The sequence below is a fragment of the Paenibacillus lycopersici genome, from assembly GCF_010119935.1.
GTDB classification, from domain to species: Bacteria; Bacillota; Bacilli; order Paenibacillales; family Paenibacillaceae; genus Paenibacillus_Z; species Paenibacillus_Z lycopersici.
The window spans coordinates 2,311,187-2,331,811 of record NZ_CP048209.1 but is presented as its reverse complement, the minus strand read 5'-3'; the positions used below and the strand labels follow the sequence as shown (position 1 = coordinate 2,331,811).

The 20,625-nt window shown below is 60.9% G+C and carries 20 protein-coding genes and 1 other annotated feature; of the genes, 1 reads left to right on the top strand and 19 read right to left on the bottom strand.

Annotation, left to right across the window (positions count from 1 at the left end):
* Nucleotides 1-296: 296 nt before the first annotated feature.
* The 9 genes from GXP70_RS10100 to GXP70_RS10060 all read right to left on the bottom strand — a co-directional run bounded on the left by GXP70_RS10100 (nt 297) and on the right by GXP70_RS10060 (nt 9,957).
* Complete coding sequence (locus tag GXP70_RS10100) at nt 297-731, bottom strand: cupredoxin domain-containing protein (RefSeq protein ID WP_162356335.1); 435 nt, start codon at nt 729-731, stop codon at nt 297-299.
* 12 nt (nt 732-743) lie between these two features.
* Nucleotides 744-944 carry a twin-arginine translocase TatA/TatE family subunit gene (gene tatA / locus GXP70_RS10095; protein ID WP_162356333.1) on the bottom strand — a complete coding sequence of 67 codons (201 nt, stop codon included), beginning with the start codon at nt 942-944 and terminating at the stop codon, nt 744-746.
* A 43-nt stretch (nt 945-987) separates the two neighbouring features.
* Nucleotides 988-1,752 carry a twin-arginine translocase subunit TatC gene (gene tatC, locus GXP70_RS10090; protein WP_162356331.1) on the bottom strand — a complete coding sequence of 255 codons (765 nt, stop codon included), beginning with the start codon at nt 1,750-1,752 and terminating at the stop codon, nt 988-990.
* A complete protein-coding gene (locus GXP70_RS10085; RefSeq protein ID WP_162356329.1) occupies nt 1,749-3,470 on the bottom strand; it encodes a GMC family oxidoreductase in 1,722 nt (573 codons plus the stop codon). The genes tatC and GXP70_RS10085 overlap by 4 nt, the downstream gene beginning before the upstream one ends.
* 21 nt (nt 3,471-3,491) lie before the next feature.
* Complete coding sequence (locus GXP70_RS10080; RefSeq protein WP_162356327.1) at nt 3,492-4,274, bottom strand: gluconate 2-dehydrogenase subunit 3 family protein; 783 nt, start codon at nt 4,272-4,274, stop codon at nt 3,492-3,494.
* A 155-nt stretch (nt 4,275-4,429) separates the two neighbouring features.
* Nucleotides 4,430-7,159 carry a ComEC/Rec2 family competence protein gene (locus tag GXP70_RS10075; protein ID WP_162356325.1) on the bottom strand — a complete coding sequence of 910 codons (2,730 nt, stop codon included), beginning with the start codon at nt 7,157-7,159 and terminating at the stop codon, nt 4,430-4,432.
* A gap of 173 nt (nt 7,160-7,332) precedes the next feature.
* Nucleotides 7,333-7,863, bottom strand: coding sequence for a deoxycytidylate deaminase (locus tag GXP70_RS10070; protein ID WP_162356324.1), 531 nt, complete (start codon nt 7,861-7,863; stop codon nt 7,333-7,335).
* Nucleotides 7,864-7,915: 52 nt separating this feature from the next.
* Complete coding sequence (locus tag GXP70_RS10065) at nt 7,916-9,208, bottom strand: homocysteine synthase (protein ID WP_162356322.1); 1,293 nt, start codon at nt 9,206-9,208, stop codon at nt 7,916-7,918.
* A gap of 65 nt (nt 9,209-9,273) precedes the next feature.
* Nucleotides 9,274-9,957: a helix-hairpin-helix domain-containing protein gene (locus GXP70_RS10060; RefSeq protein ID WP_162356320.1), complete on the bottom strand. Its 684-nt coding sequence runs from the start codon at nt 9,955-9,957 to the stop codon at nt 9,274-9,276.
* A 195-nt stretch (nt 9,958-10,152) separates the two neighbouring features.
* Between GXP70_RS10060 and comER the strand changes: the two genes are divergently transcribed.
* The gene (gene comER, locus GXP70_RS10055; RefSeq protein ID WP_162356318.1) at nt 10,153-10,992 is read left to right on the top strand and encodes a late competence protein ComER; all 840 of its coding nucleotides are present in this window, start codon (nt 10,153-10,155) and stop codon (nt 10,990-10,992) included.
* Nucleotides 10,993-11,058: 66 nt separating this feature from the next.
* On the opposite strand, the gene leuS is transcribed toward comER, so the two are convergent.
* The 10 genes from leuS to GXP70_RS10005 all read right to left on the bottom strand — a co-directional run bounded on the left by leuS (nt 11,059) and on the right by GXP70_RS10005 (nt 20,355).
* Complete coding sequence (leuS, locus tag GXP70_RS10050) at nt 11,059-13,497, bottom strand: leucine--tRNA ligase (RefSeq protein WP_162356316.1); 2,439 nt, start codon at nt 13,495-13,497, stop codon at nt 11,059-11,061.
* Between the two features lie 85 nt (nt 13,498-13,582).
* Nucleotides 13,583-13,816 (bottom strand) — a binding site (T-box leader).
* A gap of 400 nt (nt 13,817-14,216) precedes the next feature.
* A complete protein-coding gene (locus tag GXP70_RS10045; RefSeq protein ID WP_162356315.1) occupies nt 14,217-14,972 on the bottom strand; it encodes a class I SAM-dependent DNA methyltransferase in 756 nt (251 codons plus the stop codon).
* Between the two features lie 10 nt (nt 14,973-14,982).
* Complete coding sequence (locus GXP70_RS10040) at nt 14,983-15,936, bottom strand: CvfB family protein (RefSeq protein ID WP_162356313.1); 954 nt, start codon at nt 15,934-15,936, stop codon at nt 14,983-14,985.
* On the bottom strand, nt 15,933-16,280 hold the full coding sequence (rsfS, locus tag GXP70_RS10035) for a ribosome silencing factor (protein WP_162356311.1): 348 nt from the start codon (nt 16,278-16,280) through the stop codon (nt 15,933-15,935). Before rsfS ends, GXP70_RS10040 begins: the two co-directional genes overlap by 4 nt.
* Nucleotides 16,277-16,852, bottom strand: coding sequence for a bis(5'-nucleosyl)-tetraphosphatase (symmetrical) YqeK (gene yqeK, locus GXP70_RS10030; RefSeq protein ID WP_162356307.1), 576 nt, complete (start codon nt 16,850-16,852; stop codon nt 16,277-16,279). Before yqeK ends, rsfS begins: the two co-directional genes overlap by 4 nt.
* On the bottom strand, nt 16,839-17,429 hold the full coding sequence (gene nadD / locus GXP70_RS10025; RefSeq protein WP_162360401.1) for a nicotinate-nucleotide adenylyltransferase: 591 nt from the start codon (nt 17,427-17,429) through the stop codon (nt 16,839-16,841). Before nadD ends, yqeK begins: the two co-directional genes overlap by 14 nt.
* A gap of 42 nt (nt 17,430-17,471) precedes the next feature.
* Nucleotides 17,472-17,765 (bottom strand): ribosome assembly RNA-binding protein YhbY, encoded by a 294-nt coding sequence (yhbY, locus tag GXP70_RS10020; RefSeq protein ID WP_162356306.1) that lies wholly within the window; start codon nt 17,763-17,765, stop codon nt 17,472-17,474.
* A 26-nt stretch (nt 17,766-17,791) separates the two neighbouring features.
* On the bottom strand, nt 17,792-18,655 hold the full coding sequence (gene aroE, locus GXP70_RS10015) for a shikimate dehydrogenase (RefSeq protein WP_162356305.1): 864 nt from the start codon (nt 18,653-18,655) through the stop codon (nt 17,792-17,794).
* 51 nt (nt 18,656-18,706) lie between these two features.
* Nucleotides 18,707-19,831, bottom strand: coding sequence for a ribosome biogenesis GTPase YqeH (yqeH, locus tag GXP70_RS10010; protein WP_162356304.1), 1,125 nt, complete (start codon nt 19,829-19,831; stop codon nt 18,707-18,709).
* Complete coding sequence (locus GXP70_RS10005) at nt 19,828-20,355, bottom strand: YqeG family HAD IIIA-type phosphatase (protein ID WP_162356303.1); 528 nt, start codon at nt 20,353-20,355, stop codon at nt 19,828-19,830. The genes yqeH and GXP70_RS10005 overlap by 4 nt, the downstream gene beginning before the upstream one ends.
* Between the last annotated feature and the right edge of the window lie 270 nt (nt 20,356-20,625).

The following is a 20,625-nucleotide window of genomic DNA, read 5'->3' as shown; positions in this document are numbered from 1 at the left end:
GCATTCTGTCAAACCCGGCGCCAGACCCCCCGCATACGCGACAAAGCCCTGTTCCCGGAGCGGTCGAACGCCGCGGAAACAGGGCTTATTCCTAAGTGTGCATGCGAGTGAAAGAGCAAACATTCGTTGATGAGCCCATTCGTTGATGAGCCCATTCGTTAAGGACCTTTCGGTGTGGGGCCATTCGTTAAGGGCCTTTCGCTAAGGGCCTTTAGTTAAGGGCCTTTAGTTAAGGGCCTTTAGTTAAGGGCCATTCGCTACAAGCTGTTCCTTCTTGGCTGCAGGTCTGCCGACGATCAGTCGACGATCAGTTTGCCGACCATGTTCGCATGGCCCGCTCCGCACACGATCGAGCAGTGGAACGGGTGCTCGCCCGCCTTATCCGCCGTAAAGCTGGCGGTTCCGCCGCTTTCCTTGATGTCCACGTTGTAATCGTCGATCGCGAAACCGTGCATGCCTTGGTCGTTCTGCAGCTTGATCGTCACTTTGTCGCCTTGCTTCACATGGATTTCGGGCTGATCGAACTTGAAATTGCTCGCCTTGACCGTAATCGTCTGTTCGCCGCCGGAGCTTGCGCCGGTGTTGGCGCTGTTGTTCGTACCTGTATTGCCGTTGTTCGTACCCGTATTGTTCTTGTTCGCGTTGTTGTTGCCGCCGCAGCCGCTTAGCGCAAGCGCGGCAGCGCAGCACAGAACGGCCGTCAGCAGGCCTTTGCGTAGCCGATTGTTCATGGTGAACACTCCTTATTTGACTTCTTCCAATTCCTTGACGGGCTGCTTCTCTTCGATCGCATCGTCGATTATGATGCCCTTCGTCGAGTTGCGGAATTCACGCAGCGTGTCTCCGAACGCGCGGCCGAGCTGCGGCAGCTTCGCCGGCCCGAATACGATCAGCGCGATGGCCAATATAATGATCAAGCCGGAAATGCCGACATTGTTGAACATACGGTCTCCTCCTTCGGATAAGATGGCGGAATCGGCGTTTCCGTCAAGGAAGCGCCGGTTCCAGGGATGGCTTCGACTTTCTTCTCATGTATCGCATGCTGATCCATGCGCTGATCTCGAACAGCAGAATGAGCGGAACGGTAACCGACAGATGCGAGACGAAATCCGGCGGCGAGATCAGCGAGCCCAGAACGGCGAGTCCGACGTACGCGAATTTGCGCGCCTGCTTCAGATTGCCCGGCGACAGCAGCCCGACGCGCGCCAGCAGCAGCATGACGAGCGGCATTTCGAACGCCAACCCCATCGGCAGCAGGAAGCTCACGAGGAACGACACGTAATGCTGAATGCCGTAAACCTCATGCGCGCCGATCGAATGGTTGAGCTTGATCATGAACGAGATCATCATCGGCAGCGCCACGGTATAGCCGAACAGCACGCCCGCCAAGAACAGCACGAACGACAGCGGCACGTAGAAGAGCGTGCTTCTCGCTTCCGCTTCCGTCATGCCGGGCCTTGCGAACGCCCAGATCTGGTACATGAACACCGGGAGCGACAGCAGCAAGCCGATCATCAGCGCGCATTTCATGTAGACGGCAATGCCGTCCGACAGCGCGAACACGCTCCATTCCACGCGCACGGAGCCGAGATGCGTCTTCACGAAATGCAGCATGCGCGGCGAGACGTAGAGACCTGCGGCTAGCGAGAGGACGAACCAGATAGACGCGAAGATCAGCCGCTTGCGCAGCTCGGTCAAATGCGCGATCAAGTCGCGGTCGAGGGAAAGCTTGCCGCCCTCCCCGCCGCTCATGCGAGCGGTCCAGGCTTCGCGAGATACTTGGCAATGCCGTCCGCTGCCCGATATGCCATCGCGCCGACCGTCGCGGTCGGGTTGAAGCCGCTATTGTGCGAGAAGGTGGAGGCGCCGCAGATGAAGACGTTCTCCGCGTCCCACATTTGCAAATAGTTATTCACGACGGACGTCTTCGGATCGCTGCCCATGATCGTACCGCCCGTGTTATGGGTCGATTGGTACGGCACGATATTGTACTGCTTGATTGAATCGTGCATTTCCGTCTTCGTGCCGCCCATGCCGTCGGCGATTTCCTTCGTCCGAGCGGCGATGTACTTGACCAGCTCGCGATCCTGATCCTCGAAATCGAACGTCAGCCGAATAAGCGGCAGTCCGAGCGCGTCCTTGTATTCCGGATCCAAATCCAGGTAGTGATGGCGCCATGGCATGCTGGAGCCTTGCGCGGCGACCGTCAGCGTCCGGTTCGCATAATGGAGCGTCTGCTTCTTGAACTCGGCGCCCCATTTCGGCGTGCCCGCCGGCGCCGGCTGGAATTGGATCGGCCGGAGCCCCGTCTGCGTGAACCGGATGTTCGCGCCGTGAAGGAATTTCAGGTCGGCATGATCGAAATTGTCGCCGTTGAAATCGTCAAAGCTGCTGCCGAGCGCGCCGGCGCCCATCGCCATATTGAATTCGCGGTCCTCGTACACGACGTTGGTGCTGGCGCCGTTCACTTGGTAGGCATAGTTGCGTCCGACCGATCCCGTATCGGTGTTCGGATCGTACGGCGTGCCAAGCTTGGAGAGCAGCAGCAGCCTGACGTTCGAGAACAGGTAGCTGGACAGGATGACGACATCCGCGGGCTGGATGTATTCTTCGCCCGTCGGCGTGTTGATGTAGCGCACGCCCGTAGCCCGTTTCCCGTCATGCAGGATTTCCGTGACGTTCGAATGGGTGCGCAAATCCAGCTTGCCCGATTGCTGGGCGACCGGCAGCACGGTCACGACGGGATCGGACTTCGCCCCGTACTCGCAGCCGAACCGCTCGCAGTAGCCGCAGTATTGGCACGGCGCCCGCTCGATGCCGTCGGGGTTCTTGTACACTTCGGTCAAGTTGGCCGACGGAATGATGTACGGATGGTAGCCGAGCTTCTTGGCCGAGTCCTCGAACAGCTTCATGGCCGGCGTCTTCTTCATCGGGCCGACCGGGAACGCTTTGGACATCGCGCCGACGTTCGCCGGCGTCGTCGGCTCGCCGCCGATGCCGGCCATTTGCTCGAATTTGACGTAATACGGCTCCAGCTGGTCATAGGTAATGCCCCAGTCGCGGATCGTCATGCCGTCGGGGATTTTGTTGGCGCCGTAGCGCTCGATCGTCTTGCTGCGAATTTCGAAATCATACGGCAGGAAGCGGTAATATTGCCCGTTCCAGTGCACGCCCGCGCCGCCGAGCCCGTCCCCCAGGAGGAACGAGCCGTAGCTGCGCATCGGCAGCGCCCGCTGCTTGGACGTATTACGGAACGTCACTGTTTCCTTCGACAAGTCCTGCATCAATTCGTAGCGGGATGCATACCGCAGTTCGTCGTGCACGTGGTAATAATCCTGCGTGTTCCGGCTCTTGCCACGCTCCAGGCCGACGACGGAATGGCCGGCCTTCGTCAGCTCCGCGGCGATAATGCCGCCTACCCAGCCCATGCCGACGATAACGATCGGCACTTTGGGAAGTTTCGTTGCCATGCTCTGCTCTCTCCTTTGCCTTTAGCCGATTTCGAGATGATCGCTCAGGCTTAACGGTTCCATTTTCACAAAATCTTCTTTCTCGATATTGTCGGTGTAGCTCATCTGGTTGCCGGGGTAATTGCGCATCCGCCAGCCGTCCATGTTCTTGTTGCCGCCGTAGAGCGGGTCCGCGTAGACCCCCTCGATCGTCAGGTTCAGGAAGAACGAGAAAAACGTCGATGCCGGCACGCCTTTGATCTGGACGACGTCCTTCTCGAAGTCGCCGAGCACCTGATCCTGCTCCTCCGGCGTCAAATCCGGGAACGCCTTCTGATGCTTCTCGGTGCTGTACTGGTTCACCGCGTCCAGTCCGAGCGCGATCAACTCCCGGCGTTTGAACGACAGCTGATAGCCCTGCGTCGTCTCCGATTTATAGAAAGGCGGGCTCATGTACTCGCGCGCGTTCATCCCGTAAGCGCTCGCCATCTGATGGTCGATGAAGAAGGCGACGCCGAGCTCCTTCGCGCCTGGACCGGAATCGTCCTTCGGATAAATCCGCTCCGCCGCCGCTTCCGCGGTCAGGAACTGGTCCTGGTTGAAAAACATGAGCGCCTGATTGTAATCCCGGTTGGCCGACTGGGCCGGCTTGCCGGTATCGGGCTGCGCCGGAGCTTCTTCCTTCTTGGTCGACTTCGCGTTTGCGCCGATCAGGCCGCCGATCACGCCGCCGACAACGACGCCGCCGATCGCGGTGCCCGAGTACTTCAGAAACTGCCTGCGCGATTCGTCGCGGGGCTGCTGCGGGTCTTTAGGGTTTGCCATCCTTGCTCGCCTCTCTTCACTTGATGTTGAAGGAAATCGCTTGGCTTATTGTTTTCCTGATCGACTAGCATTATCCATGAATGGCAAAATGATTTTGGCATGGCAAAAAAGCCGGGAGGTCCGAATGGACTTTCCCGACTTCAAAAATGCGGCGGCTAGCGGACCGCAAGCCCTTCGCGCATGCGCAGTTCTCCGTCCGGCGCGATCCGAAACTGTACTTCGCCGTTAAGATCCGTCCGCGCAGCCGGGATCCCCGCGTTCGTTATTCGTTCGATCACGGTCGGATGCGGATGCCCGTATACGTTGTTGCGGCCGACGGAAATGACCGCCAGCTGCGGCTGCCAGTATGCCAGCCACTCGTCCGTCGTTGACGTTTTGCTTCCGTGATGGGACAGCTTCATCACGTCGATGGGCGGGGATACCGGCGCTGCCACGGCTCCCGGCGGCGGCGTATCCGCCGATTGCCCGGAGCTTCGCTCAAGCTGCGTCAGCAGGCTGCGCTCTTCTCTCGCATCGGCATCGCCCGTGAACAGGAATTGCCGGCCGTTCAGCTTGATCAGCAGCGGAACGCTCTCGCCGTTCTGATCGTCGACCTCGGATACGGCCGGCATCGCCGCCTCTTCAGCCCCGGCCGGCGGCTCAAGCAAACCCGGCGATGCCAGCAGGCTTGGCGGCGTGCCGATCACTTGAACCGCGCCGCCGTCGATGCGCCAGCTCATTCCCTTCTCGGCGCGATACAGGGGAATGCCCGACGTTACCGCCGAGTGCAGCAGCGCTACCGCGTCCGCGGAGTCCTTCACGGTGCCGTTCCACAGAATCGCCCGTACCGGTATGGCTTCCATAACGGCCAGCAAGCCTTTAATATGATCGCTGTCGAGATGGGAGAGGACCAGCAGATCGAGATGATGCACGCCTCGCTGCTGCAGCAGCGGCACGACGGCTTTCCGGCCGACCTCGTAGGGGTCCTTCCGCTGGCGCCACGCCTCGCGGCCGCCGAATTCGACCGCGCCTCCGCCGTCGATGAGCAGATGCTTGCCGCCCGGCGTTCGGATATAAATCGAATCGCCTTGTCCGACATCGATGAAATCGACATAGCCGTTCCGGTCGAATGCGTCAGGGAAATACGCGCCGAGCAGCAGCCCCGCCAACGCTAGAACGGCACCGGCCGGGACGACGCGCCGGTTCATCCGCGAATCGGGAGACAGTGCCGATACGTCGATGAACGGCGCCGACCAGACGGCGTTTCCCGGTTCGGAGGCCGGCCGCAAGGGAATCGTGTCCGGAATGGCCTCTCTAGCCGCATCCTCCCTCGCCGCCTGCAGCTTGCTCAGCGACCGGAACAGCACGCCCAGCACCGCATAGAAAGCCGCTACCCACCACAGCGGCGGCGTCGCCCAAATCATCCGGAAGCGGGTCCAGCCGCTCAGCTTCAGGATGAAGCCGAAGGTCAGCTCGTTGCCGAGCGCCGTTATGATCGCGGTCAGCGCACCGACCGGTTGCCAGATTGCGTCAAGCAGCAGCGATGCGCCGCCGAGCGGCATGACGATGAAGCTGATGAACGGCACGAGCACCAGGTTCGCGGCGATCGACAGCAGATGCACCCCGTTAAAATAATAAATCGTCAACGGCATGGATATCGCCTGCGCCACGACCGTTACCGAGAGCAGATCGAATGCAGCGGCGGACCACCATCGCCTGCCGCGGGGAAACAGCTTGCGCACCGGCGACGAGCCGAGGATCAAACCGGCCGTAACGAGAAACGACAATTGAAACCCGATGTTGCCGAGCATATACGGCTCCCACAGCAGCATGAGCAGCGCGGCGGCGGCCAGTAGATGCAGGCCGTCCTTCAGCTTGTGCAGGCGCGCTGCCGCCAGGCCGAGCATGGCCATGATGCCGGAGCGGACGACCGACGGCGACGCGCCGGCGAGGAGCACGTAGAACGGCACCGCCGCGATCATGACGAGCAGCATGCGCTCGCGCGTCATGCGCAGCAGCCGCAGCAGGCCGCCGAGCACGTAGAGGAACACGGCCACATGCAGGCCGGAAATCGCCAGAATATGCGTAAGCCCCAGCTGCGAGAACTGGCGGTATACGACAGGATCGAGATCGTCGGTTATGCCGAGGACGAGGCCTTTCATGTAGCCGGCCTGGACGCCGGGATACAGGGCGTCCATCCGCTTGCCGAGCGCGGCGCGCAAGGCATCCATATGCTGCAGCAGCGCGGTGCCGCTCCAGCGCGGGCCGGCGCTTGCCCGGACGGCGGCCGCGCCGCCCGCGCCGAGCAGCCAGTGGATGCGCTGGCCGCGCAAGTACGCGCGGTAGTCGAAGCCGCCGAAGTTCGTGGCGGCCGACGGCGCCGTCAGTTCGCCGGCGACGACGACCCGCTGGCCGCGCTTCCATGCCGCGGCCGCCGCCAGCTCGTCTTCCCGCGCCAGCTTCACCTGCACGAGCATCCGCTCGCCGCCGAGCTGCACCGGCGCCGCTGGCGCGCCGTCCTCCCCGCCGAGCGCGATGCTGTCGCCCGCCACGCGGAACTGCACCCGGTCGCCGTCGATTTCCGGCGGCGACATGATCTTGCCGGCGAGCTCCGCCGCATAAGCCGCCCGGTCCGCCGGCGAAGCCGCAAGCGCTGCCGCGTATTGCTCCGGCAGCGCCGTCACGTTCCGGGCATCGGTCCATACCCGATGCCCCGCGGCCAAACCGAACGCCGCCATGCAAGCGGCGGCGAGCGGCCACGAGCAGCGGCGCAGCAGAACCTGCGCCGCCAGCGCGGCAAGCAGCGCGGCGCCGGCCAAGGCGGCGCCGCGGCCCGACAGGGACGCTGCGGCGCTGCTGCCTAACACCCAGCAGACCGTAAACCATACGAGCGGTCTCTGCGTCATTTTCTCCCCTCCTCCTCTCCCGCTTATAGCGATCGGCGAGACGTTCGCCGCCGCGATAAACAAAAAAACCTCCGGCCGCTCCCGTGAAGCTGCGCCCGGCCGATAACGGCCAAGCGCAGCTTCACGGGTGCAGCCAGAGGTTCTTCCTCTTGCGATGCGATTCCCTATGGCATTTACGAAATAACGTCCATGCCCGCCTGAGCCGGCGGCTCGTAGGCGGACAGATGACGAAAGGCGATCCCCTTCAAATGCATAAGCGAGACGACTTTCTCGCTGTCCTTCAAATACGCGCGATGGTACACGACTTCCTTCACCCCGCTGTTCGCGAGCATGTTGGCGCATGTCCAGCAAGGCTGGTCGGTCACGTAGACCGTCGAGCCCTCGCGGTCGATCCGGTCCGTGAACAGCAGCAAATTCTGCTCCGCGTGAATCGTGCGGATGCAGCGCTGCTTCTTGATCATGCGCTCCACGCCGTTCTCGACCTGCATCTCCAGCTCTTCCACGATCATGCAGCCGTCCTCGGAGCAATCCGCGACGCCCATCGGAGCTCCGTTATAGGCGGTGCCGAGCAGCTTCTTCCCCTGCACGAGCACGGTGCCCACATGCCTGCGCGGGCAGCGCGAACGGGTCGAAACCATATACGCGATATCCATGAAATACGTATCCCAGTCTTTTCTCGAGCTGTCTTGCGCTTCCGGTGCCATGTCTAGCCGGTCTTCCTTCCTGCAATTAAGGTTGCTGTTGGCTTGCGTATGATTACTGTTGGCTTGCCGCCAAGGCTTGTGTTAAATCGTGCAAAAGATCGTCGATGCCTTCCGTGCCGATCGACAATCGGATCATGCCGGGCGTCACGCCCGCCGCAAGCTGTTCCTGCTCTTCCAGCTGCTGGTGCGTCGTGCTCGCCGGGTGGATGATGAGCGACTTGGAGTCGCCGACATTCGCCAAATGCGAGAACAGCTGCACCGCGTTAATGACCTTCTTGCCGGCTTCGACGCCGCCTTTGATGCCGAAGGTCAGAATCGCGCCTTGTCCTTTCGGCATGTATTTCTGCGCCAGGTCATAAGACGGATGGCTTTCGAGACCGGCATAATTGACCCACTCGACCGCTTCGTGCCGCTCCAGGAACTTCGCGACGGCCAGCGCGTTGGCGCTGTGGCGCTCCATGCGCAGATGCAGCGTTTCCAAGCCTTGCAGCAGCAGGAACGAGTTGAACGGCGAAATCGCGGCTCCCGTGTCGCGCAGCAGCTGCACGCGCATTTTAATAATGTAAGCGACCGGTCCGACCGCGTCCGTATAGACGACGCCGTGATAGCTCGGATCCGGCTGCGTCAGGCCGGGGAATTTGCCGCTTGCTTTCCAGTCGAATTTGCCGCCGTCCACGACGACGCCGCCGATCGACGTGCCGTGGCCGCCGATGAATTTGGTCGCGGAATGAACGACGATGTCCGCGCCGTGCTCGATCGGACGGCACAGGTACGGGCTCGGGAACGTGTTGTCGACGATAAGCGGAATGCCGTGCTTGTGGGCGATGTTGGCTACCGCTTCGATGTCGATGACGTCGCCCTTCGGATTGCCGATCGTTTCGGCGAACACGGCTTTCGTCTTATCCGTGATCGCCGCTTCGAAATTGGACGGATTCGACGGATCGACGAATTTGACGGTGATGCCGAGCTTCGGCAGCGTATGCGCGAACAGGTTGTACGTACCGCCGTACAAGCTGTTGGCGGACACAATTTCGTCGCCGGCTTCGGCGATGTTCAAAATCGCATATGTAATGGCCGACGATCCGGAAGCGACTGCGAGCGCCGCCGGCGCGCCTTCAAGTGCGGCGACCCGCTTCTCGAAGACATCGCTTGTCGGATTCATGATACGGGTATAAATATTGCCGAATTCTTTCAGGGCAAACAAATTCGCCGCATGTTCCGAATCCCGGAATCCGTAGGATGTCGTTTGATAGATCGGCACCGCGCGCGAAAGGGTGGTCGGGTCGATCTCTTGGCCTCCGTGAACGGATAGCGTTTCAATCGAAAGCTTGCGTTGTTCGGACATATGAATTTTCCTCCTCGCATGAATGGAAGGGCCGATTCGACCCTATCGCTACCATTGTCGCATAATCACGGCTGGAGAACAATGTAAGACTTCATTTTATCTAGTAGTTTAGGACCAATGCCCTTGACGCGAAGCAAATCGTCGGGATTGCGGAACAAGCCGTTGCGTTCGCGGTCCGCCACGATCGCTTCCGCCTTGGCCGCGCCGATGCCCGGGAGAGCGTCCAGCTCCGCCGCCGAAGCGTGATTGACGTCGATCTTGCCTTCATTCGACGCCGCCCCGGCCTGCTGAGACTCCGCGCCTAACTGCCGGGGCTTCGCGCCATCGCCTGCCATCCCATCGGTCGCCGTGCTTGCCGAATCCGATTGTTTGACCTCGGCTTGGCCGGCCGCTTCCTGCTGCGCAGGAGCCTGCATATCTTCGGCCTTCAAGTTTGGCGCTTGTTTCGCATCGGCCTGCTTATCGGCGGCTTGACTCCCCGCGGTCCGCTTCTCCGCGTCACGCTCCTGCCCGCTTGCCGCCGGCTGCTTCTTCTTATCCCCGGCCGTCTCCTTCGGCACGTTCGCCTCGCGCTGCTCCAACGGCGCCAAGGCGCGGTCCACCTGCTCGTTCATCGCCGTCCAGCCGGGCTTCGCCTGCGCGCCGTTCTGCATCATGGCGATGGCAATGAGCAGTATCGACACGAGTATGCATGCGCCGGCTCCCAGCCGCGATCCGCTCCAGCTGCTTCTTCTTATCCTTCTTTTCATGCCGGACAACGCCTCCTGTCGTAATGCGATCTTTTCAAGAAAGTGGTCATCATGGCCTTGCCGGCCCGCATAGTGTAGTAAGAGCACCATGGCAGCGATTCCGGCGCGCGCGATGCAGTGCTTTCGCCGTGCGCCGATCCGTATCATGCTGTTGAAGCTGCGCCGTCGTCAACGAGGCGCGTGGGAGGGATTGCAATGAATGTCGGGTTTATCGGTATAGGGAGCATGGGCAGCCTGCTAATCGATGCGTTCATCGGCTCGGGAGCGCTAAAACCGTCGCAAATCACGGCCAGCAATCGTACGTATTCCAAAGCCGTCTGCTTAGCCGACCGCCACCCCGGCCTGCAGGCCGTCCCGCTGAACCGCGATGCCGTCGTCGATCAGGACGTGATTTTCATCTGCGTCAAGCCGCATGAGTACAAGACGGTACTGGAAGGCATTCGCGATTATGTCCAGCCGAGCCAGCTCGTCATTTCCATTACGAGCCCCGTCCTGCTGAAGCAGCTGGAAGATTCGCTTCCCTGCAAAATCGCTAAGGTCATTCCGAGCATCACCAACTACATGTGCAGCGGCGCCACGCTGTGCATGTACGGCAGCCGCATGACCGATGCCGATATCGTCCGGCTGAACGGACTGCTCTCTTATATCAGCGAGCCGCTGATCATCGACGAAGCGCACACGCGCATCGTGTCGGACCTGTCGAGCATCGGTCCGGCCATCATGGCCTGCCTGCTGCAGCGGTTCATCGACGCGGCTGCCGAAGAGACCGGCATCCCGCGCGAGCAAGCGCGGATGATCGCCAGCGAAATGCTGCTCGGCACCGGCCAGCTGCTGACCGGCGGCGGCATGTCTCCCGAAGAACTCCAAGCCCGGGTCGTCGTGCCCGGCGGCATAACCGCCCAGGCGCTGGCGCTGCTGAACATGGAGCTGAACGGGGTGTTCAACCGCGTCATCCGGGCGACGCACGCCAAGTACCACGAAGACCTGGTGCGCGTATCCGACGCCTTGTACGGCAAAGAGGTGAACGGCCCTTAACGCATGCTTTGCGTTAAAAGGTCGTTCACCTCTTTTTTATGCCTATCGGTCACCCGCCGCCGCCGATTAACCGACGACGATGTTGACGAGCTTGCCCTTGACGACGATCAGCTTGCGGACGGTCTTGCCCGCGATCGCTTCGGCCACTTTATCCGACGCTTTCGCGATCCGTTCCATCTCGGCTTCGTCCGTATCGGCCGCGATCGAGAGACGGTCGATGATTTTGCCGTTCACCTGCGCGACGATTTCGACCTCTTGGTCGACCGTCCACGCTTCTTCGTAAGTCGGCCATGCCGCGTACGTCAACGCTTCGGCGCGGCCGAGCTTCAGCCACAGCTCCTCGGCGATATGCGGCGCCAGCGGCGACAGCATTTGCACGAAATGCGCCATCGCTTCGCGCGGCAGCGAGTCCGCCTTGTACGCGTCGTTGACGAAGATCATCAGCTGGCTGATCGCCGTGTTGAAGCGCAGATTCTCGTAGTCGTCCGTCACTTTCTTCACGGTGCGGTGCCATGTCCGCTTGAACGCGTCGGAGCCGTCGCCGCCGATCTTCTCGCTCAGCTCGCCGTTATCGCCGACGAACAGGCGCCATACGCGGCCGAGGAAACGGTACATGCCTTCGACGCCGTTCGTGTTCCAAGGCTTCGTCGCTTCCAGCGGGCCCATGAACATTTCGTACATACGCAGCGTGTCCGCGCCGTACTCGTTCACGATGTCGTCCGGGTTGATGACATTGCCGCGCGATTTGCTCATCTTCTCGTTGTTCGTGCCGAGAATCATGCCTTGGTTGACCAGCTTGTGGAACGGCTCCTTCGTATCGACGACGCCGATATCGTAGAGCACCTTGTGCCAGAACCGCGCGTAGAGCAAGTGAAGCACCGCATGCTCGGCGCCGCCGATATAGAGATCGACCGGCAGCCATTCCTTCTGCTTCTCCTTGGAGCACAGCTCCTTGTCGTTGCGCGGATCGATGAAGCGCAGGTAGTACCAGCAGCTGCCCGCCCATTGCGGCATCGTGTTGGTCTCGCGGCGCGCGCGCATGCCCGTCTCCGGATCGACCGTCTCGACCCACTCCGTCACGTTGGCAAGCGGCGATTCGCCCGTGCCCGACGGCTTGATCTGATCGACGTCCGGCAAGAGCAGCGGCAGTTGATCGTCCGGTACCGGCTTCATCGTGCCGTCCTCCAGGTGGAGGATCGGAATCGGCTCGCCCCAGTACCGCTGGCGGCTGAACAGCCAGTCGCGGAGACGGTACGTCACTTTGCCTTGGCCTTTGCCTTCCGCTTCAAGCCATTCGATCGCTTTCGCAATGGCTTCTTCGTTGTTCAACCCGTTCATGAAGCCGGAGTTGACGTGCGGGCCGTCGCCGGCAAAAGCCGCCTGGCTTATGTCGCCGCCCTGCACCACTTCCGTGATCGGCAGATCGAACTGCTTCGCGAACTCCCAGTCGCGCTCGTCATGGCCCGGAACGGCCATGATCGCGCCCGTGCCGTAGCCCGCAAGCACGTAATCCGCGATCCAGACCGGCACGCGAACGCCGTTGATCGGATTGATCGCGTATGCGCCGGTGAACACGCCGGATTTGTCTTTGTTCAGGTCCGTACGCTCCAGATCGCTCTTGCGCGCGGCCGTTTCTTGATAATCCTTCACCGCGGCCTGCTGCTCAGGCGTCGTAATCGCCGCCACGAGCTCATGCTCCGGCGCGAGCACGCAATAGGATGCGCCGAACAGCGTATCCGGACGAGTGGTGAAGACGACGAGCGAAGCGTCATGGCCGTCGATCGCGAACGTCACTTCCGCGCCCTTCGACTTGCCGATCCAGTTGCGCTGCATGTCCTTGATGCTCTCCGTCCAGTCGAGCTCTTCCAGGTCTTCGAGCAGACGCTCGGCGTATTCCGTAATCCGGAGCACCCATTGGCGCATCGGCTTGCGGATGACCGGATGGTTGCCGCGCTCGCTCAGGCCGTTGATAACCTCTTCGTTCGCGAGCACCGTTCCGAGCGCCGGACACCAGTTGACCGGCACTTCCGCTACGTAGGCAAGCCCTTTATTGAACAGCTGGATGAAAATCCACTGCGTCCATTTGTAATAATCCGGGTCCGTCGTGCTGAACTCGCGGTCCCAGTCGTACGAGAAGCCGAGCGATTTGATCTGACGGCGGAAGTTGTTGATGTTCTTCACCGTGATGTCGCGCGGATGCTCGCCCGTATCGAGCGCGTGCTGCTCCGCCGGCAGGCCGAACGCGTCCCAGCCCATCGGATGAAGGACGTTGTAGCCGCGCATTCTTTTGTACCGCGAGACGATATCGGTCGCCGTATAGCCTTCCGGATGGCCGACGTGCAGCCCCGCTCCAGATGGATACGGGAACATGTCGAGCGCGTAGAACTTCGGCTTGCCCGCGTCCTCCGTCGTCTTGAAGGTTTTGTTCGCATCCCAATGCTGCTGCCATTTCGGCTCGATAACGAGCGGGTTATACCCCTGCTGATCCTGACGTTCCTGTGTCATAACGATTGCCTCCCTGTTCTCTAGCCTGCGCGTACGCGCACGCGCCGCCGCATGCAATAAAAAACCTCCCGCCCCCAGCGAAATCGCTAGGGACGAGAGGATTACGCTCCCGTGGTACCACCCTAGTTAACGGACGGTATGCTTTACCGCCGTTCACTCTAGACCCTTAACGCGGGCGAAACGGCATGCTTCCCGAATCGGACGATTCGATCGCATGCGGCTCCAAGGCGAGTTCGCTTCGCGTCGGTCCGGCTTTCACCACCCGCCGGCTCTCTGGTCCTAACGCTACCAAGCTACTGCTCCTCTTCAACGCCGTTCTTCTTACAGATAATTCGATTATATGAAACGTGTCGTGTCATGTCAAGGTATGTAACGCCCTGGTTTGCTTGACAGCTCGGCCCAGGGCTTAATTCCAGCCAGACGCACAAGCGCGGATTCAGGCCTGCCCGGATCGACCTGATCGACAGGAAGGGCTGTCGAGCAGCGCTGGTCTAACGAATCGAGCACACGCTATCGGCTCATATTTGGCGCTTCCTGCGAGCTAACGAATCGTACCCGTGCAATTAGCCTTTACGTTCCATCTTCTGAGTCTTTCTCGCCATCATAAGACGCCTCAAGTTCGTTATACGCCGAGAGGCAGACAATTCGTCCGAATAACGTGTACACGGTTCGTTATACATGCAAGACGCAGGCCAAATCTTGGCCTGCGCTCAGAAAGGTCATTTCACTGCGGCAAAAAACAGCCGCTCCGTGTCGTCATCCGGCGCTTCCAGCTTGAAATCCCCGAATGGCTCCACTTTCGAGAAACCCGCCGCGAGCAGCGCTTCCGTGATCCATTCCGCGTCGTAGGCGCGCTGCACATGCACTTCCTCGAACCGTGCGTACGTCCCGCCCGAACCGCCGCCTTCCTCGGCGAAAATCGTCAAATGATGCTCGATCTCCATCCGGTCCTCGTCCAGCTCGCTTGTCCAGATGTACGCGATGCCAGGCTCGTCCAGCACGAAAGGCTGCTCCTCGGCATAGCACTGCAGCGTTCGCGGCGCATGGACATCGAACAGGAAGACGCCGCCCGGCTTCAAGCCGGCGTACGTCGCTTGAAACGCGGCCAGCACGTCGTCTTCCTCGGTCAAATAGTTGATGCAGTCGCAGAACGAGATGACGCTGTCCGCCTGCGCGCCGATATCCCATTCCGCCATGTCCTGCTCCAGCCAGGTGATCGTCCCTCCGCCGCCGGCGGCATCCTGCTTGCTGCGGCCGATCGTCAGCATGTCCGACGAGATGTCGATGCCGTACACCGTATAGCCCGCGCGCGCAAGCGGAATGGCTACGCTGCCAGTGCCGCAGCCGAGATCGACGACGGTTCTCGGCTTGCCGTACCGCTGCCAGCACGCATCCGCGAACGCGATCCACTGCGGATAAGGCATGTCGGCCATCAAACGGTCGTATACCGTCGCAAACTGCGTATAGGCTTCCATCGGCCGCCTCCTACTCCGCTGCTCCGGGCTTCGATGCCGCCGATTCTTCGGAGGCCGAAGCCGCAGCTGCGTTCGCCGCCGCGCCCTGCTCCGTCAGCTTCGTCGAGCTGCCTTCCTGCGTCACGAGCCCGTCCCGCATCAATTTGCCGAGCGCCCGCTTGAACGCGCCCTTGCTGATGCCGAACCGCTGCTTGATAATATCGGCCTGCGTCTCGTCCGAATACGGCATCGTCCCGTTCGGCCGTTCTTTCAGGAACGCAAGCAGCCGGTCGGAATCCTCGAGCCGGCCGACCTCCTTGCGCTGGTGCATCGACAGATTGACGCGTCCGTCCTCGCGCACGAACGTCACGCGCGCCTTCACGCGCTCGCCGAGGCGAAGCAGCCGCGTCCGCTCGTCCGCGGGAATGAAGCCGAATGCGCCGAAGCCGAGCACGCCGCCGTCGATCATGACGAACGAGCCGATCTTGAGCGTCTTCGTCACCCAGCCCTCGACCCACGTGTTGTGCCAGGACGTCGGCGCATGGAACGCAAGCTCCGCCAGCTCTTCCTCGAACGCAACCTTCGCGACCAGCCGGCCGATCTTGTCGTGCGCGAGGATGACGTGCACCTCGTCGCCGCGCTTCGGACGCAGCTCCTTCAGCTCCGGCTGCTCCGACAACGGCAGCAGCAGCTGCCGGCCGAGCCCCATCTCCAGAAACGCGCCGATGCGCGGGTGAATGTCCGCAACGGCAAGGCGCGCCACTTGCCCGAGCTGGATAAGCGGCTTCTTCATCGTGGCGGCGATGCGATCCTCGGAGTCGAAGAATAGAAACACGTCATAGAATTGCCCGATTTGCGGGCGATGGCCGACAAGCTCCGTGTAATGCATGAGCACTTCGTTCTCGCCGTCCGTCATGAAATAGCCGTACGGCGAAACTTCCCGCGCGAGCTTCAGCTTCATCGTCGTGCCGGCTGTGAGCGTCATGCGAATTCCACGACCTTCGCGTCGGACCAAAGCCGTTCGATGCTGTAATATTCGCGCTCGTCCCGGTGGAACACGTGCACGACGACATCGCCGATATCGACGAGCACCCAGCGGCCGCTGTCCGCGCCTTCGATGCCGCGAACGCGTACGCCGCGCGCTTCCGCCTGCTTGCGGACCTCCGTCGTGATCGCTTGTACCTGAACGTCCGAATTCCCGTGACAGATCACGAAATAGTCGGCGACGAGTGAAACGTTCTTCAAATCAAGCGCGACGATGTTCTGCGCTTTCTTGTCTTCCGCCGCGGCGACTACCGCCTGCAGCAGCTGTTCCGAGCTAATGGTCATTGCCCAGCCTCCCGTAAATGTGAAATCAAATCATTCCGCGCAGCGATGGTCAGCGGGAAGATCCGCTTGCCCTGCTGCAGCAAATAGCCGATCGTCGAATCGAAGCCCGCGACCAGCGCCTGATCCAGATTATGCTCGGCCAGCTCCCGAATGCGCTGCACGCCCGGAAAATCCCGGCCCTGCTCCATGTAATCGGCCAGGCAGACGATTTTGTCCATCAGCGTCATGCCTTCGCGGCCCGACGTATGATAACGGATCGCGTCCAGAATTTCGAGGTCCCATATGCCGTAATCATGCTCCGCGACGAACGCGCCCACCGGGGCATGCCATAATTCTTTATCGTACTGAAGCAGCTCTTCCGGCAGCTGCCGTTCCCTGATGATCGTTTCCATGCGCGCCGTCGGCCAGTATTTCGCCACATCGTGCAGGATGGCCGCCGTCTCGGCGCGTTCCGGATCCCCGTTGAACCGTTCCGCGAGCATGATCGACGTCTCCATCACGCCCAGCGTATGCTTCCAGCGCCGTTCCGGCATTTCCGCCTTCACGGCCGCAATCATCTCATTCCGGTTCATAAAGGCCGTTCCTCCTTATGAACGAATGCACCTTCTCCGGCAGCAAGAAGCGGATGGAACGGCCGGCGGCGATACGCTCCTTGATTATCGTGGACGATATATCGAGCAGAGGCATGTCGACGAGCGTCAGCTTGTCGGTAATATACTTCGGAAGCTGCTCCGGCCGGAACGTCTCGCCGGCCCGCGTAACGCCGATGAACGACACCATCCCCGCCAGCGCTTCGATTTCATGCCACTGCGGCAGGTCGTTGACGCGATCCGTGCCGATAATGATGCTGAACGTCCGGCCGGGATAAAGCTCGTGCAGCGCCTTGATCGTATCGATCGTATAGCTTGTGCCTTCGCGCTCCAATTCCAGGTCCATCGCACGGAAATGCGGCTGGAAGTCGATCGCCCGATAGACCATTTCCAGCCGCGACTCGCCGTCGGCTTCCGGTCCGTTCTCCTTCAGCGGCGGATGACCCGCGGGAACGAACCACACTTCGTCCAGGCCGCAAGCTTCTCTCGCGGATTCGGCGGCCAGCAGATGTCCGTAATGAATCGGGTCGAACGTGCCCCCCATAAAACCAACTTTAATCAAATGCCCGCAGCTCCTTTCGCTTCCAGCCTGACGAGTTCCTTATCGAGGAAGCTCGATGGTTTTGTGATCCTTCGATTCCTTGTACAGCACGATCGTCTTGCCGATAACCTGCACGAGCTCGGAGCCGGATTCGGCCGCGATCCACTCGCCGACTTCCTTCGGATCCTCGACGCTGTTGTTGAGCACGTTCACCTTGATCAGTTCGCGCACCTCGATCGCTTCTTCGACGTGGCGGATCAAATTCTCGTTCATGCCGGCCTTGCCGACCTGGAATACCGGATTCAAATGATGCGCGAGCGAGCGCAGATGGCGTTTCTGTTTGCCTGTCAACATAGTTCGTGTTCCTTCTCTCGTGGTAATTAGCTTCGGGACCGAAGCGCCGCCAGCACCGTCTCGCGCATAGCCGCGGCGGGAGCGGGCTGCCCCGTCCAATATTCGAAGGCGTAAGCGCCTTGATAAATAAACATGCCGAGCCCGCCGTGAATGAGGCAGCCGCGAGCCTTCGCCTCTTCCAGGAAGCGCGTCGTCAGCGGGTTGTAGATCAGATCGCTGGCGATGCTGCCCGGGCGAAGCCACGCGCTGTCAAGCGGCGCGGCGTCCACGTTCGGGTACATGCCGAGCGACGTCGTGTTGATGATGATGTCGCTCTCCGCGCATGCATCGCGAAGCTCGTCCTGGCCGATCGCGCGAACAGCCGGGCCTTGGCCGGCGAACGCGTCCGCCAGCTCCTGCGCGCGCGCGACGGTCCGGTTCGAAATCGTCACCGAGGCGACGCCTTCGCGCGCAAGGGCGTACAGAATTCCGCGCGTCGCGCCTCCGGCGCCGACGATCAGCACGCGCGCGCCGTTCAGATCGGACCGCGCTTCTTCCTTCAGCGAGCGGACGTAGCCGATGCCGTCCGTGTTATAGCCGGTCAGCCGGCCGCCGTCGTTGACGATCGTGTTCACCGCTCCGATGGCCGCCGCGCTTTCGTGGATTTCGTCGAGCAGCGGCATGACGTCAAGCTTATGCGGTATCGTGACGTTCACGCCGCGTATGCCCATCGCCCGCACGCCGGCAACGAAATCGCCCAGCTTGTCGGTCGTAATATGAAATGCCGTATAGATCCCGTTGATGCCGCATTCCCGGAAGGCCCGGTTCATCATGATCGGCGACTTGGAATGCCGGATCGGGTCGCCGATGACGCTATAGAGCACCGTATGGCTGTCCACGTTGTTGCCCATGCTCTGTCACTCCCCCTATGACGCGATGAGGCGGTCGATGATAATTATAGTTTAAATCAACGCGTCGCGGGTCAATACCCGGATGCCTTTCGGCGCATGAATGTCGATGAGCGCGCCGCTCGCGCCGTTGACGTGGATCCAGCCGAGGCCCGATATGAAAATATCCGTGTCCGTTCCCCGGCGGATATTGAGCCGATGGCGCGTCCACGCCGGAATGTCTTCCAGCTGCTCGCGCGAGGGCGGAGCCAGCAGCTCGCCCTTATGCTCCGCGAACAGTTCGTCCGCCCGCTCCAGCTTCGTCCGGTGCACCTGCAGCGCGTTGGATATATAAATCGAGAACGACTGGCGATCGCCGTCGATGAAATCGAACCGCGCCAGCGCGCCGAAGAACAGCGTCTGGCCGGCGTTCAGCTGGTAGACGAGCTGCTTGATCGGCTTGTCCGGCAGCAGCGCGCCGAGCACGTCGCGCGGCACGATCTCCGTCAGGCGATGCTTGTAGACGATCCCCGGCGTATCGATGATTTCCTTGCCGTCGTCGAGCGGAATATGGACCGCGTCCAGCGTCGTTCCCGGATAGCGGGACGTCGTCAGCTCGCGCTCCAGGTCGCTGTAATCGCGGATCAGCCGGTTGATGAGCGTCGACTTGCCGACGTTCGTCGCGCCGACGACGTAGACGTCGCGGTCGCCGCGATGACGGCCGATCGATTCGATGACGCGCTCGAAGCCGATGTTACGCTTCGCGGAGCACAGCACGACGTCGACGACCTTCAAGCCTTCCTTCTTCGTCTGCTTCTGCACCCAGTTCAGAAGCCGGTTCGGATTGATGCCCTTCGGCAGCAGGTCGATTTTGTTGACGACGAGCAGCACGGGGTTGTTCCCGACGAACCGCTGCAGCCCGGAGATCAGGCTGCCTTCGAAGTCGAACAGGTCGACGATGTGGACGACGAGGCTCTTCGTGCCGGCAATGCCGCCCAGCAGCCGCAGGAAATCGTCCTGGTCGAGCGCGATCGAAGCCGCTTCGTTATAGTTCTTGATCCGGAAGCAGCGCTGGCAGATGGGCAGTTCCTTCTCCAGCGCCGCGGCCGGGACGTAGCCAAGCTTGTCCGTCGCTTCGGTCTGCAGCTTGACGCCGCAGCCCGCGCACGAACGAATGTCTTCTTCTTGCCGATTGATCATGAATGCCGTTCCTCCTCGGGCCATAGCCCTTTCTTACGCAGCCGGGACAGGGCGATCTTCTCGATCATCCGATTGAAACGGGTCATGATACCTTCGTCTTTCGGAGCGATGGGCTTGACCAGGATCGTGAACAAGCCCATCCGCCTGCCGCCGAGCACGTCCGTCATCATCTGGTCGCCGATGACGGCCGCCTTCTCCGCGGGCAGGCCAAGCGTATCCAACGCCCGGACGAACGGCCTGTTGGCCGGTTTGCGCGCGGCATGAACGAACGGGATATCGAGCGGTTTCGCGAATTTGGATACGCGAGACTCGTGGTTATTGGACACGATGACGACTTTGAAGCCGAGATCGCGAACATCGTCGAGCCACTTCACGAGCTCCGGCGTCGCCAGCGGCTCCCTCGCGCCGACAAGCGTGTTGTCGAGATCGGTTATAATGCCGATGATGCCCTGCTCTTTCAAGGCATGCAGATTGATATCATAGATGGTATTGACGCGCATTTGCGGCAACAGCCGTTCAAACATAGTTTCGACTCCTTCGGTTGCATAGGCGAGCAGTACTCCCAGGTGCAATCATTATCATGCACATGAGTACGACCAGCCTCGGTTGCATAGGCGAGCAGTACTCCCAGGTGCAATCATATTTATGCGCATGAGTACGACCAGCCTCGGTTGCATAGGCGAGCAGTACTCCTAGGTGCAATCATATTTATGCGCATGAGTACGACCAGCCCTGTCATCGCTATCACGCAAACTATACCATAACTTGTGAATTTGTTGCAAAGAAGCCGGCAC